At 70.3% G+C, this 15,746-nt stretch carries 4 protein-coding genes; all 4 read right to left on the bottom strand.

What is annotated here, in order from left to right; translation table 11 throughout:
- Positions 1-5 precede the first annotated feature (5 nt).
- The 4 genes from MCAG_RS27195 to sbnA are packed head-to-tail and all read right to left on the bottom strand — an operon-like array spanning position 6 to position 15,611.
- Complete coding sequence (locus MCAG_RS27195; protein ID WP_036375489.1) at positions 6-7,163, bottom strand: non-ribosomal peptide synthetase; 7,158 nt, start codon at positions 7,161-7,163, stop codon at positions 6-8.
- A complete protein-coding gene (locus MCAG_RS27190) occupies positions 7,160-13,600 on the bottom strand; it encodes a non-ribosomal peptide synthetase (RefSeq protein WP_007076158.1) in 6,441 nt (2,146 codons plus the stop codon). Before MCAG_RS27190 ends, MCAG_RS27195 begins: the two co-directional genes overlap by 4 nt.
- Complete coding sequence (sbnB, locus tag MCAG_RS27185) at positions 13,597-14,607, bottom strand: 2,3-diaminopropionate biosynthesis protein SbnB (protein WP_007076157.1); 1,011 nt, start codon at positions 14,605-14,607, stop codon at positions 13,597-13,599. The genes MCAG_RS27190 and sbnB overlap by 4 nt, the downstream gene beginning before the upstream one ends.
- On the bottom strand, positions 14,601-15,611 hold the full coding sequence (sbnA, locus tag MCAG_RS27180) for a 2,3-diaminopropionate biosynthesis protein SbnA (RefSeq protein WP_036375486.1): 1,011 nt from the start codon (positions 15,609-15,611) through the stop codon (positions 14,601-14,603). Before sbnA ends, sbnB begins: the two co-directional genes overlap by 7 nt.
- Positions 15,612-15,746 lie beyond the last annotated feature (135 nt).

Genomic DNA, 15,746 nt, shown 5'->3' with positions numbered 1-15,746 from the left:
CCCGTTCACCGTCGCCCGGCCGGCTTGTCGATCAGCGCCGTCACGATGCGAGCGAGGTCCGCCACGTATTCCTTCATGACCGAGAAATGTTCACCCCTCATCCGATGGACCCCCACCTCGGCGGTCCGTTCGCGCCACCGCTGCAGGTAGTCGCTGAAGCTCTGTCCGGAACTGACGACCTCGTGCGCGCCCAGCGCCAGTTCGTCGCTGACGATCAGATCCAGGTGACCGGCGTACGGGCGATCACGGTAGGACAGCACCATCTCCATGACCTCCTCCCACATCCGCGCGGCGGGCAGCCACATCGTTCCCGCGCCGCGCTCGGGCAGCGTGATCCCGTCGTTGCCGACGATGTCGTCCACGATGTGTTCGAGCAGCGCCAGAGTCTCCTGCCGAAGCACCGACGTGTCCTCGTCCGGCGACGCCGCGTCGAGCCGCTCCAGGTTTGTCACACACTGCTTGATCAGGGTGTACTCGTCCCAGAGGTGCTCCTTCTGCCAGGCGTCCTGCCCCGGGTCGAGCAGGATGAAGGTGACCTCCTCACCATCGGCCGTCAGCCGGTTGGCCATCTCGGTGCTCACCCCGCTGCCGCCGCACCAGCTGAAGATCCGGTACGGCCCGTGCGGGACGGCCTCGCGCAACTCTGCGACGTAGCGGGCCGCCATCTCCTCCGTGGACGGGACCGAGCCGGTCGACGGGTCACGGCCCGGCCATTCGAAGGCGACCACCGGCAGATCCGGGTCGAGGTGTTCGGCCAGCCGCCGGTACCAGTGCGCGCTGCCGCCGCCGGGATGCACGCAGACCAGTGGGGGCTTGTCGCCGGTACGGCGCAGCCAGAGCAACGCCGTGGCCGGCAGCCGCTTGCGATCGATCGATTCGGCGAGCGCCGCGAGCGTGCGGTGCTCGACGAAGGATCGAACGGTCGTCTCGATGCCGTGCCGGTCCCGCAACATCGCGATCGCCCGCAACGTCAGCAGTGAGTGCCCACCGAGGTCGAAGAAATCGTCGTCACGGCCGACGCGGGGCAGGTGGAACACCTCGGTCCAGACTTCGGCCACGGCCAGTTCCGCCGGCGTGCGCGGCGCGCTGTATTCCCGTGCCGATGATCCCGCCGCCGGCCGGGGCAGCGCGGCCCGGTCGAGCTTCCCGTTGTTGTTCAACGGGAGCCGGTCCAGGCGCACCCAAGCCGTCGGGACCAGGAAGCCGGGCACCCTGCTCCGCATCAGGTCACCGAGCCGGGCGGGGTCGGCCGGTCCGTCCTCGTCGAGAACGACGTATCCGACGAGCTGCTTGATCCCGTCCACGCCCTCGTACGCCGCCGCCGCGGCGGCCCGTACCGTGGGCAGCTCGGCGATCGCGACCTCCACCTCGCCCAGCTCGACGCGGTGTCCGCGGATCTTCACCTGGTGATCGCGCCGCCCGATGAATCGGACGGTGCCGTCCGGGTCCTGGCGGACGATGTCCCCGGTGCGGTAGAGCCGGTTTCCTGGTGAGTCCCCGGACGGGTCCGGTACGAAGCGTTCGGCGGTCAGGTCGGGGCGGCTCTGGTATCCGCGCGCGACGCCCGGGCCACCCAGCAGCAGCTCACCCGGCACGCCGAACGGGACCGGGTCGAGGTTCTCGTCGACGACCCGCACGTAGGTGTGATTGATCGGCTTCCCGATCGGGATGGCATCAGTGACCGCAGGCAGCGGGATCCGCGGGTGGACGGTGGCGAACGTGGTGCTTTCGGTCGGGCCGTACCCGTTGCTGACCATCACGCCGTGCTCCATCGCCTTGCGCACATGCAGCGGAGACAGCACCTCACCACCGACCACCACCTCCCGCACCCCGGCCAGCGCTTGCGGCCGAACGTCCAGGATGGTGCTGAAGAGGCCGGTGGGCAGGCACAGCACGGTCACCCCGTGCCGGCGCAGGATCTCTTCGAGCTCGGCTGCGGTCGGCGTTTCCGGGGAGACGACCAGCCGTGCCCCGTTGCACAGCGCGCCCCAGACCTCGAAAGTCGACGCGTCGAAGGCGAGCGTGCCGGCCTGCAGGAGGACCTGGTCGGCGTCCAGCTGCGCGTATTCCTGGCCGTGCACCAGCCGTACGACGCCGCGGTGCGGGACCATCACGCCCTTCGGACGGCCGGTGGATCCCGACGTGTACGTGATGTAGGCGAGGTTCTCCGGTGACAGTGTCACCTGTGGCGCGGTGGTCGGCCGGCTGCTGGTCGACCACCAGCCGGAGTCCAGGCTCAGCGTGGTCAGCCCGGCACGCGCCGCGAAACGGTGAGCGTGGCTCGGCCCGCTCACCAGGATCCGGGCGCCGGAGTCGTCGAGGAGGTACTCGATGCGGCCGTCCGGATACTTCGGGTCGAGCGGCAGGTAGCAGGCGCCGGCCTTGAGGATGCCGAGCAACGCGACCACCGCGTCGATCCCGCGGTCCATGCAGACCGCGACGGGCGTTTCGGGGCCGGCGCCGTGCTCGCGAAGCTCCCACGCCAGTTGGTTTGCCCGGGCGTCGAGCTCGCCGTAGGTCAGGCGCGACTCGCCGAGCTCCAGTGCGACCGCGTCCGGGCGGGCGTGTGCCTGGGCCGTGAACAGGTCGGTGATGCACACCTCGGGCAGGGCGGGCCAAACCTGCTGCGGCACGGTGAACCGGTGCGCCGGGGTCGAGCCGAGGTCCACCGGATTCGCGCCGCCGTCGACGATCATCGCGGTGAGCAGTTCGAGGAAGGTCTCCCCAATGGCGGCCAGCCGCTCCTGCGTCGCCCAGCCGGCCCGGCACTCCAGTCGCAGCTCGCCCGGGAAGGTCAACGTGACCAGGGTGAACTCGTTGGGGCTGTCGTCGACGACCGTGCCGAACACGTCCTGCTGCGCGTCGAGCACGTGGAAGTCGAGGTAGGAGAAGATGCCGCTGATCAGCGGCGTCCCGGCACCCCAGGCGCGCTGCATCGCGGGGATCGGGTAGCGCCGGTGCGGCCAGACGGCAAGCTCCTCGGCGAAAACGGCGCGCACGAGGTCGCGCCAACGGGGCGTGCGCAGGTCCACCGCGAACGGCACCGTGTTGAGGTACATTCCCATGACCTCGTCGCCGCGCAGCAGTTCGGGCCGGCCGTTGACGACCAGACCGCTGAAGAACCGCCGCTGGCCGGTGATGACGCCGAGCATCGCGAGGTGCGCGGTGTGCAGCACGGCCTTGAGCGAGGTCTGCGTCCGCGCGGCCAGCTCACGCAGCCCCGGTTCGAGATGCCGCCAGGACATCCGCAGCTCCGGAACCGCGCCGTGGCCGGCCGGGGCGGTGTCCGCGGGCAACCTGACCCGGTCGTAGTCGCCGACGCGGCCCCGCCAGAACCGCTCATCCGCCTCGGACGACAGCGATCGCCGTTCCAACCTGACGAAATCGGCGTAGCGCCCCGGGGGCGGAGGCTTCAGCGCATCGGTGTCCGAGTCCCGGATCGCCCGGTAGGTGTCCCGCAGCTCACCGATGAGGGAGTGGTGGCTCCAGCCGTCCAGGATGGCGTGGCACTCCGTGTGGGTCAGCACCCACGTCCGCTCCCCGGTGCGGTGCACGTGCCAGCGCAGTTGCGGGGCGTGGTCGATGGGCAGCATCGTCGACTGCATCGTGTGCCGGTACCGCGCCAGGATGTCCTGCTGCTCGGTTTCCGGGAGCCCGCGCAGATCGTCGAAGCCCACCTCGACCCGCACGTCGGCGTGAACGAGTTGCATGGGCTCGGAGTAGCCGGACACGTCGAACGTGGTGCGCAGGACCTCGTGCCGGTCGACCAACCGTTGCCCGGCCTCGCGCAACGCGGCCAGCGAGAACGGGCCGTCGTCGGCAATGTCGAAGCTGGTGACGTTCTGGTACGCCGGGTGCGAGTTGTCGACCAGCATCTCGTACACCATGCCGGCCTGCACCTGGCCCATCGGGTAGGCGTCGACCAGGCCGTCCGGGAGCCGGTCGCGGTCGCCCAGATCCAGTTGTTCGAACGGGCCGACCAGCGGGTCGTCCGCACCGGCCGCCGGCCGGTCGGCGAGCGTCGCCAGCTGCGCCGCGGTCTGGTGGGTGAAGATGTCCTGCACCGACAGGTCCAGGCCCGCGCGGCGCAGGGTCCCGATCGCGCGGATGGCGCGGATGGAATCGCCCCCGACGTCGAAGAACCGGTCGTGCACACCGACCCGTTCGACGCCCAGCGCCGCTCCGAGTGCGTCGGCGACGACGCGTTCGGCCTCGGTGCGGGGGGCGACGTACGCTCCGGCCGCCCAGACGCGGCCAGGCGTCGGGGCCGGCAACGCGCGGCGGTCGGTCTTTCCGCTGGTGGTCAGGGGCAGCGCGGGGAGCAGCTGCCAGTGGCTCGGGATCATCGCCTCGGGCAGTCGACCACGCAGGAACGTCGCCACGTCGCTCACATCGATGTCGGCGCCCGTGTCCCGGGCGACGAGGTAGCCGACGAGCTGGCCGTCGTGCACCGTGACGGCGACCGCGGACACGCTCGGGTGCTCGGCCGCCACCGCCTCGATCTCGCCGAGCTCGACGCGATGCCCACGGATCTTCACCTGGTCGTCGAGCCGGCCGAGGTAGTCGATCCGGCCGTCCGGCAGGTACCTCGCGAGGTCACCGGTGCGGTACAGCCGCCCACCGCCGGACTCCTCGAACGGGTCGGGAACGAACCGCTGCGCCGTGAGCCCCGGGCGGTCAAGGTACCCGCGGGCCAGTTGCACGCCGCCCAGCAGCAGCTCACCCGGCACTCCGATCGGGACCGGTCGCAGGGCGTCGTCGACGATGTAGGTGCGCGTGTTGGCGATCGGTCGTCCGATCGTGACCGGCGTCCGGGGCACGCACCGCACCGCGGTGACGTCGACGGCAGCCTCGGTCGGCCCGTAGAGGTTGTGCAGCTCGCACCCGATCCGCTCGTCGACGGCGGCGACCAGGTCGGCGGGCAGGGCCTCACCGCTGCAGATCATCCGGCGCACCGACGGCAACGGCCCGAACGATTCGGCCAGGAACACCCGAAGCATGGATGGTACGAAATGCAGGGTGGTGACCTGCTCGGTGGCGATCAGTTCGGCGAGGTAGTGCGGGTCGCGGTGGCCGTCGGGACGGGCGATCACCAGCGTGGCCCCGGTGATCAGCGGCCAGAAGAACTCCCACACCGAGACGTCGAAGCTGTACGGGGTCTTCTGCAGCACCCGGTCGGAGGCGTCCAGCCGGTAGGCGTCCTGCATCCAGCGCAGCCGGTTGACGATCGCGCGGTGCGTCACCACGACGCCCTTGGGCCGGCCGGTCGAACCGGACGTGTAGATCACGTACGCCGGGTGGTCCGGCCCTGCCACGACCGCCCCCGTCGGTGCCGGCCCGCTGTCGGAGATGACCGGTTCGGTGTCGGTGAGCACGATCGTGGCACCGGCGTCGGCCTGCATGTAGTCGCGGCGCTCGGCCGGATGGTCCGGGTCCAGCGGCAGGTAGGCGCCGCCGGCCTTCTGGATCCCCAGCAGGGCCACCACCAGCTCGATGCCGCGCCGGCGACGCACACCGACGATCGACTCCGGCCCGACACCCGCATCGACCAGGTACCGCGCCAGTCGGTCGGCTCGCCGGTCCAACTCGGCGTAGGAGACGTCCTCGCCCTCGAAGCGGACGGCAACGGCGTCCGGGGTGCGGGCCACCTGCCGCGCGAACAGCTCCGGCAGCGTGCCGGTCGGGTACGCCACCTCGGTCTCGTTCCACTTCCGCACCACCAGCTGCCGTTCCGCTGGCGGGGACTCGACCAGCCGGCTGATCGGTGCGTCCGGCTTGCGCGCGATGTTGCCGATGAGCGCGGCGAAATGGGTGGCGAACCGCTCGACGGTGTCCCGGTCGAACAGCGCGGTGGCGTAGTTCAGGAAACCGGTGAGTGTGCCGTCGGGCTGGTCGACGACCACCAGGGTCAGGTCGAACTTGGCGTCGCTCTCGCCGACCGGCAGCTCCTCGGCGCGAAGCCCGCCGACGCGGCGGACCTCGGAGTCCCCGCTGGCCCACAGGAACATGGTCGAGAACAGCGGGGTCCGGGACGCGTCGCGTACGGGGGCCAGCTCGTCCACCAGCCGTTCGAACGGGAGTTCCTGGTGGGCGTAGGCGCCGAGCGCCGTCTCCTTCACCCGCCGGAGCACCTCGAGGAAGGACGGGTCGCCGGACAGGTCGGTGCGCAGCACCAGCGTGTTGAGGAACAGCCCGATCAGGTCCTGCACTTCGGCCCGGTCGCGACAGGCCACCGGGGTGCCGACTGTGATGTCGTTGCTCCGGGCGAACCGGCCGAGCATGATCGCGTACACGGTGATCAGCACCATGAACGGCGTCGCACCGGCCTGGCGGGCGAGCTCGTGCAGGGCTCGGGCGTCCGGGGCGGGCACCGCGAACGGGACCAGGTCGCAGGCGCTGTCCCGGACCTGCGGGCGCGGCCGATCGAGCGGCAGTTCCACCGCCGTGGCGCCGGCCAGCGCCTGCCGCCAGTAGTCGAGCTGGCGATCCAGCTTGGCGCCGGACATCACGCCGCGCTGCCACGCGGCGAAGTCCGCGTACTGCACCGGCAGTGGCGCCAGCGGGGATGGTCCGCCGGTCAGCGCCGCGGTGTACAACCGGTCGAGCTCACGCCACAGCACCTGCTCGGACCAGCCATCGAAGGCGATGTGGTGCATTGTCACGACCAGCGCGTGCTCCTCGTCGGCCAGCCGCGCGAGGGTTCCGGTCAGCACCGGCCCGGTCGCGAGGTCGACGGGTTCCCGGTCGTGGGTCATCCAGCCGGCGATCCGCTCGTCCTGTGCGGCGGGGTCGAGGCCACGCAGGTCCACCTCGTGCAGCGTGGCCGGCTGCGGAGGGTCGATCACCTGGGCCGGTTCACCGTCGAGCACCACATAGCGGGTGCGCAGCACCTCGTGCCTCGCCACGATCCCGTCCAGCGCCGCCCGCAGCGCGTCGGGCTCCAGCGGCCCGAAGAGTCGAAGGCCGGCGCTGGCCAGATACTCCGTGCCGCCCGGACGGACCTGGTCGAGAATCCACAGCCGGCGCTGCGCGAACGACAACGCGAGCGGCGTCTCGCGCGGTACCCGGGTCATTCCTCCGTCCGGCGCGGCGGCCGCGGCACCTACGAGCCTGCGCCGAAGCAACTCCGCGCGCAGACCGGCTCGATCGATTGTCTCAGTCACAGGGCACCTTCCCGGGAAAGCAGCTCGCTCATCTGGGCGTCGGTCAGTTCGTCGAGCTCCGCCGCGATCAGGTCGGTCACCACCACCGCCAGCTCCGCCACGGTGGTCGCCTCGAACAGGCAACGCAGCGGGACCTCGACGGCAAGGGCCGCCCGCAGCCGGGCCAGGACCCGAGTGGCCAGCAGCGAGTGCCCGCCGAGTCCGAAGAAGTCGTCGTCGACGCCGATGCGGTCGACGCCGAGAATGTCGGACCAGATCCCGGCGATCGTCTCCTCCGCCGGGTCCCGCGGTGCCACGTACCCGCGGGCACCGTCGAGCTGAGACGGTGTCGGATCCGGCAGCGCCGCCCGGTTGACCTTCTTGCTCGGTGACAGCGGCAGGGCCGCGACGGTGACCCAGGCCGACGGGATCATGTACGAGGGCAGCGACTCCCGTAGGTATGCCCGCAGCTCGTCGATGTCGGGTCCGGTGTCATGGGGCCACTCCAGGTAGGCGACGAGCCGCTTGTCGCCGGGCCCGACGTCCTTCGCGACGACGGCAGCCGCGGACACCGCGGGGTGCTTGGCCAACACGGCTTCGATCTCGGCGAGTTCGATCCGGAAACCACGGATCTTCACCTGGGTGTCGAGGCGGCCGAGGAACTCGACCGTACCGTCCGGCCGGTGCCGGACCAGGTCACCGCTGCGGTAGAGGCGCGCTCCCGGTTCGGTCCCGAACGGGTCGGGCACGAACCGCTCCGCGGTCAGCGCGGGCCGGTCGTGATAGCCGCGGGCGAGGCGCACGCCGCCGATGCACAGTTCGCCGGGGACCCCGATCGGAAGCGGACGCATCCCCGCGTCGAGCACGTACACCCGGGTACCGGCGACCGCGCGGCCGATGTGCAGGGTGGCGGTGCTGCGCTCGCCGGCGGGGTCGCCCGAGACCGGGTTGAGCATGCAGGTGACGCTCGCCTCGGTCGGCCCGTAGTTGCAGAGGAACCGGCCGGGCAGACCGGTCGCCGCCCACCGTTGGGCATCGGCGACGGTCACCACGTCCGAGCCCACGTTCATGAGCTTCATCCCGGCGAGCCGGTCCACGCCGGACTCCAGCATCTCCCGGTAGTAGGCCGGGGTGATCTCCATGATCGTCACGCCGTAGTGCTCCAGCTTGGGCGGCAGCTCGCTCGGCGTCCAGAAGACCGGGTCACTCACCACGAGCGTGGCGCCGGCGGTCAGGGTGGCGGCGATCTGATCCATGGCGACGTCGAAGGTGAGCGCCGAGAGCAGGACGACCCGCTCGCCGGGGTGAATGCCGTAGTAGTCGGCGATCACCCGGCAGTGGTGCGCGTACGACCGGTGCGAGATCATCACGCCCTTCGGGCGGCCGGTCGACCCGGACGTGTAGATGATGTACGCGAGGTTGTCCGGAACGGTCACCGGTGTCGGGTTGACCGACGGCCGTCCACTGACCCGGTCCTCGTCGTCGACGACCAGCACCGGGCGCTCGTGCCCGGCGAACCGGTCGGCGAACTTGCCTGTGGTCACCACCAGGTGCGCGCCGGCGTCGGCGAGCATGTAGCGCAGGCGCTCCGGCGGATGTTCCGGGTCGAACGGCGCGTACACCCCGCCGGCCTTGAGCACCGCCAGCAGTACCACGACCGGCTCGAACCCGCGCTCAAGGCACGAGCCGACGACGACCTCCGGGCCGACGCCCATCGAACGGAGATGGTGCGCAAGCTCGTTGACCCGCGCGTTGAGCTCGGCGAAACCGAGCCGCTCATCACCGAACACCACCGCGGTCGCGTCCGGGGTCCGGGCCGCCCACCGTTCGAACAGCTCCGGTACCGCGATGTGCCGTTCGCCGGGCGGGTCGAGCAGGTCCAGCCGGTCCGCGTCGGGGTCCGGCCACTGGTGCACGACCGCGTGGCGTTCGTCGGCCGACAGCAGATCGAGCTCGCTGACCCGGGCGTGCGGGTCTGCGCTCACGCTGCCCAGGAGGCGTAGGTACTGGCGGGCGAGGCGTTCGATCGTCGAGCGGTCGAACAGCGCCGTGGCGTACTCGAACCAGCATTCCAGCCGCCCGTCCGGCTGCTCCATCACGGACAGGGTGAGGTCGAACTTCGCCACCGACACGCCGCTACCCAGGCCGGCCGCGGCGCACCCGGCGAGGGTGGCCTCCGAGGTACCGGTGGTGTGCTGCACCTCGAACATGATCTGGAACAGCGGGTTGCGGGACAGGTCACGGTCCGGTTGCAGGGCGTCGACGAGGTGTTCGAACGGCACGTCCTGGTTGGCGAACGCCTCCAGGGTGGTCCGGCGGACCCGGTCGATCAGTTCGATGAAGGTCGGGTCCCCGCCCAGGTCGGCCCGGACCACGAGGTTGTTGACGAAGAAGCCGATCAGGTCCGCGCTCTCCGGCCGCGTCCGGGCGGCGACCGGGGTGCCGATCGCGATGTCGGTGCGGCCGGTGTATCGGCTCAGCAGCACGTCGAACGCGGCCAGCAGCACCATGAAGAACGTGGCGCCGGTTCGGTTGCCCAGCTCGCGTACCGCCGCGCCGGCGGCCTGCGGAACATCGACGATCAGCAGGTCGCCGCGTAGGTCACGCCCGGGCTGGCGGGGCCGGTCGGGGGTCAGCTCGACCGGCACGAGCCCGGCGAGCCGGGTTCGCCAGTACTCGAGTTGGTTGCCGATGGTGCCGTCGGCCAGCCGGTCGCGTTGCCAGGCGGCGAAGTCGGCGTACTGCACCGGAAGCGGCTGCGTCGGCCACGGGGTACCGACGAGGTCTGCCGCGTACGCCTCGTTCAGCTCGCGCAGGAAGATGCCCAGCGACCAGTTGTCGAAGGCGATGTGGTGCAGGGTGATCGCGACCAGGTGTTCGTCGGTCGCCGTGTGCACGACCGTGACCCGCAGCGGGCGCTCCTGGGTGAGGTCGAACGGCCGGGCGCTCGCCGCGTCGATGATCGCCTTGGCGCGCGGGGCGGCATCCACGGCGCCGGTCAGGTCCACCACGTCGAAGACCACCGGGCCGGCGGGGTCCACGATCTGCAACGGGATACCGCCGTCGCCGACGTAGCGGGTGCGCAGCACCTCGTGCCGGGCGCTGACCTGCTCCACCGCATGACGCAGCGCCGTGGTGTCCAGCGTTCCGGTGAGGTGGTACACCATCGGGATCAGGTATTCCGCGCTGCCCGGTTCGAGCTGGTCCAGGAACCACAGTCGTTGCTGGCCGAACGAGGTCGGCAGGACGCCGTTGCGGGGTACGGGCACGATCTGCGGCTCGCTGTCGAGCGTCGTGCCCGCGTCGATCGCCGCGGCGACCCGCTCCACGGTCCGTCCCTCGAACAGGGTGGCCACCGTCAGCTCCAGCCCGAACCTGCGGCGCAGCCGATGTGCGAGCCGGATCGCCAGCAGCGAATGCCCACCCAACGTGAAGAAGTCGTCCTTCACGCCGACCCGCTCAACCCCGATCAGCTCGCCCATGACCGTGGCGACCGCCCGCTCGGTCTCCGTCCGTGGCGCGACGTGACCGGGGTCGTCGTCGCGTGGCCGGCTGTCGGGGGCCGGCAGCGCCGACCGGTCGACCTTTCCGTTGGGCAGCGACGGGAGCTCGACCAGCGGGATGATGCCGGCGGGAACCATCGCGGCGGGCAGCCGGGTGCCGAGGAACCTGGACAACTCGTCGGGCTCCACCGTCGCCCCTGCGACCGGCACCACGTAACCCGCGAGTTCCAGATCGCCGGTGGCGGATCGATAGGAGGTGACCACGGCCGCCGCGACCGACGGATGCGCCCGGAGCGCTGCCTCCACCTCACCGGGTTCGACGCGCACGCCCCGCACCTTGACCTGCGCGTCGAGGCGGCCGACGAACTCCAGGGTCCCGTCGGCACGCCACCTGGCGAGGTCTCCGGTGCGGTACCACCGCTGACCCGGCCGGGTGGCGAAGGGGTTCGGGGTGAACCGCTCGGCGGTGAGGTCGCCGCGCCCGGCATAACCGCGGGCGAGGCCGACGCCGCCGACACACAACTCGCCGGGTACACCGATCGGCGCGAGCCGGTCGGCGGAGTCCACCACGTACACGTCCACGCCGGGCAGCGCGGCACCGATCGGGACCGTACCCTCCGTCTCGCCGCGCTCGTAGCGCCGTGCGGTCGAGTCGATAGAACACTCGGTCGGGCCGTAGGTGTTGTACAGCTCCACCTCCAGCACGCCGAGCAGTCGCTCGCACAGGTCGGCCGGCAGCGGCTCGCCGGCGGAGCACACCAGCCGCAATGCTTTGCAGGCGGCCAACTCCGGCTCGTCGACCACGGTACGCAGCACGGACGGGACGAGTTGCACCACGGTGATCCGGTACGCCGCGAGGGCACCGACCATCACGGCGGTGTCGCGGTGCGCGTCCTGCGGTGCCATCACCACACAGCCGCCGGACACCAACGGCGCCAGGAACTCCCACACCGAGGCGTCGAACCCGATGGTCGTCTTCTGCAGTACGCGGTCGGTGCTGGTGAGCTGGTGCTGGTCCACCGCCCACAGCACCCGGTTCCGGATCCCGCCGTGGGTGATCACGACCCCCTTGGGGCGACCGGTGGATCCGGACGTGTACATGACGTAGGCGGCGTTCGCGGCGTCGAGCGCCACCGGAGGCGGCGGCGCGGCGCGGACGATGTCGTCCCACTGCTCGTCGAGCACCACCACCGGTGTGCGCTGCGGTGTCCGCTGTCGCAGCGCCGCCTCGGTGAGCACCAGTTCGATGCCGGCGTTGTCGATCATGAACTCCAGCCGATCGGCTGGCAGGTCGGGTGCGAGCGGGACGTAGACCGCGCCGGCGGTGAGCGTCCCGAGCAGTGCGACCACGACATCGGTACCGCGGTGCATGGCGACGCCGACGGCGGTTTCAGCGCCGACTCCGCGGGTGCGCAGGAAGCCGGCCACACTGTCCGCCCTGGACATCAGCTCGGCGTAGGTCAGCTGGACTTCACCGCTGACCACGGCCACCGCGTCCGGCGTGGCCTCGGCCTGCGCCCGGACCAGGTCCGGCAGCAGCGCGTCGGTCGCCTCGCGCGCCGTGGGGTTCCAGCCGAGCAGCCGCTCCTGTTCCGCGGTCGTCACGGTCGGCACATCGCGCAGCGGCTTCTCCGGCGCCGCCGCGAGGTTCTCCAGGAGCGTCAGGTAGTTGTCGGCCATCCGCTGGACCCGGGCCCGGTCGAAGAGCGCGGTTGGATAGGTCATCCGGGCGATCCACGATCCGTCCGGCTCCTCGGCCATCTGCAGCGACGTGTCGAAGGTGGCGCTGAGCACGGGGGTCGGCACCCAGTCGACCTCGATCCCGGGCAGGCGCAGCGGCTCCCCCTGGCCGTTCAGGACCGCGAACCCGACCTGGAATAGCGGGTTGCGGGAAAGGTCGCGGTCCGGCGCCAGTTCGGCGGCCAGGCGTTGCAGAGGCACGTCCTTGTGTTCGAAGGCGTCCAGGGCCGTTTCGCGGACGCGGGCGAGCAGCTCGACGAAGGTAGGATCGCCGGACAGGTCGGTACGCAGCACCACCGTCTGGGCGAGCGATCCGATCACCGGCTCCAGCTCGACCCGGTTCCGCCCACTGGTCGACACCCCGACACCGAAGTCGAGCTGGTTCGCGTAGCGGCTGACCAAGAGCTGGTAGGCGGCCAGGAACACCATGAACGGGGTCACCCGGGCGGCGCGTCCCACGGCGATGATTCGCGCCGCCAGCGGCGCCGGCACAGCGAACGCCACCACGTCGCCGGCCGGCTCCCAGACGGCCGGGCGCTGCCGGTCTGTGGGCAGCTCCAGCGGCTTCAGCCCGGCCAGTCGCTCGCGCCAGTAGTCCAGTTGCCGGACGAGCGCCGCGTCGTCCGCGCTCCAGCGGGTCCGCTGCCAGTCGGCGAAGTCGGCGTACTGGAGCTCCAACGGCTCCAGCGGCTCCAGCGGCGGCTCCTCGCCCGGGGCGTAAGTCGCGTAGAGCACGCCCAACTCCCTGGCCAGGATGCCCAGCGACGGGCCGTCGAAGGCGATGTGGTGCACCACGATCATCAGGATGGCGTCGCTGGGCGAAAGCTGGACGACTGTCAGCCGCCAGGGCGCGGCTTCGCGCAGATCGATCGGCGTGGTCACCGCGACCTCGCCGATCTCCCGTACCCGTTGGTCCTGTTCACCCGCCGGGTACCCGCTGAGGTCCACCACCGTGATTTCGGCCGGCGCCGGCTCGTCGATGATCTGCACCGGCTGTCCGTCAACCGTCGCATAGCGGGTACGCAGAATCTCGTGCCGGCCGACGATCTCAGTGAAGGCGGCGGTCAGTGCTTCCCGGTCCAGCGGCCCGCGCAGACGGAATCCCCAGTGCAACAGGTACTCCTGCGCGCCGGACCGGACCTGGTCGAGGAACCACAGCTGCTCCTGCTCGAACGACAGTCGGCACTGGTTGCCGGTTTCGAGGATGTCAGTCATGCGAACACCTGCTGCTTCGTCGGTAGGAAGTCATCCAATGTGGTGCCCAGACCGCGGGCCGACGCCGCATGCCGGACCACGTCGGCCACCGCCAGATCCAGGCAGCCGAGGCCGAACGGAGAGAACACCGTCACGGCGTCGTCGCTCCTGACGTACCGCTCACCGGCCACCAGGATGTGGCCCAGCGAGGAGGAGATGAAGTCGCGGTGGCCGGCTTCCTGTTGAGCCAGATCCAAGGACGTCGCTGCCCGGCACACGTGGTCGGCGTCGTCGACGATGTTCACGCTGGAATGGATGGAGTCGGTGGTGAGGTCGCGCAACGACAGGTGCAGCACCAACGTTCCCGGGCGGCAGTGCTCGGTACCCAGGTGCGGGGCGCTCGCCGTCGTCGCCAGGCACACCAGCTTGTGGCGGGCCAGGGCGTCGGCCGCGCTCTCGGCCACGTCGACCTGCAACGTCGGCCAGACCGACCGCGCCTCGGCGGCGAAGGACTGCGCCCGCTCGGCGCTCAGGTCGTACAACGTCACCGTGTCCACCGTCGGCAGCACGGTCTGCAGATACCTCAGCACCTCGAAGTTGATCGGACCGCAGCCGACCAGCGTCACTGCAGTTTCCGGGCTGGACGAGGAGAGCGTGGACGCCGCCAGGGCGGCGCTCGCGGCCGTACGTCCAGCCGAGATCGCCGACGCTTCGAGGATCGCCTCCGGCACACCGGTGTGTACCGAATTCAGGATCATCACGGCCGATGCCCGGTGCATACCCCGCCTGAGGTTGTCGGGGAAGGACGACACCCACTTCACCCCGCAGGTCGGCGTCGCACCACCCAGAAAGGCCGGTAGCGCGATGATCCGCTCGCGGTCTGCGTTCGGGAAGCGGAGGAACACCGACTGCGGTACCTGCGTACGGCCCAACGCATGCGACCGGTACGCCGAGTCCACCGCGGCCACCACCTCGCGCTCGGCCCCGTCGAGGACGGCACGGACCTCACCTGCCCCGAGGATCAACACGGCGCTACCTGCATGTCGGGCTTGTTCCACAGATGCGACACGTCACCGAAGTACGTCATGACCCACTCGTCGTCGTAGATGGTGTCCAGGTACCGCTCACCGCCGTCGGCAAAGACCATCGCGCACGTGGCCCCGGGCCGGATCTGATCGCGCATCTGCTCCAGGCCCGCCACGACGGCGCCCGACGAGCCACCGACGACGATCGCCTCGCGGGCGGCCAGCCGGCGGCAGGCCACGATCGCGTCGAGATCGTCGACCCGGACCACGATGTCGGCCAGATCGCTGCGGTACAGCTTCGGGCGCACCGATGCGCCATGGCCGGGAATCATCCGCCAACCGACCGCTGGGCCGAATATCGCACTGCCCAACGCGTCCACCGCCACGATGGTCACCGGCAGCTTGTGCGTCCGGATGTACTCGGCGCACCCCCGCAGAGTGCCGCAGGAACTCGTGGCGCAGAACAGGTAGTCGATCTCGGGCAGGGCCCGCACGATTTCTCGCACGGTCGTGTGGTGCGCCTGCGGGTTGAGGGGGTTCGAGTACTGGTCCGGGCAGTAGGCATGGTCGATCGTCGCGACGAGCTCACGAACCCGACGGATACGAACGGGTAGGTACTCACCGGTGGCCGGATCGACGTCGGTGACCACCTCGACCTGAGCGCCGAGGGCACGCATTATGGCGATGTTGTGCCGGTTCGTGCGCGGGTCGACCACACAGATGAAGCGGATTCCGTAGTATCCGCAGACCTGCGCGAGACCGATCCCGAGATTGCCGGAACTGGACTCGATTACCACCGACCGTCCGGGTACGAGCCGCCCGTCGCGGATGCGCTCTTGCAGCATCTCCAGCGCCGAGCGGTCCTTGATGCTGCCGCCTGGGTTGTGCGACTCCAACTTAGCGAACGTCCTGAATGGACTTGTCGGGTCGAGCTTCACCAGCTCGATGATCGGTGTCGCTCCGATGGTCGCCAGCACTCCTGACCCGGGCGGTGTTTGTTCGGTCATAGAGCCGCTCCTCGAATTGCATCCGCTCTGCGATGCGCCTACTACGAGACTCCTCCGCACCACCGAGAAAGCGCAGGGAAGAACATGCAGACTCACCAGTTGACGCCGGCAGCAGTTCTGCCGGAGGTTCTTCTG

The organism is Micromonospora sp. ATCC 39149 (genome assembly GCF_000158815.1).
Classification (GTDB): Bacteria; Actinomycetota; Actinomycetes; order Mycobacteriales; family Micromonosporaceae; genus Micromonospora.
Note: the sequence above shows the minus strand (reverse complement) of the source record. Positions and strands in the feature narration are given on the sequence as shown.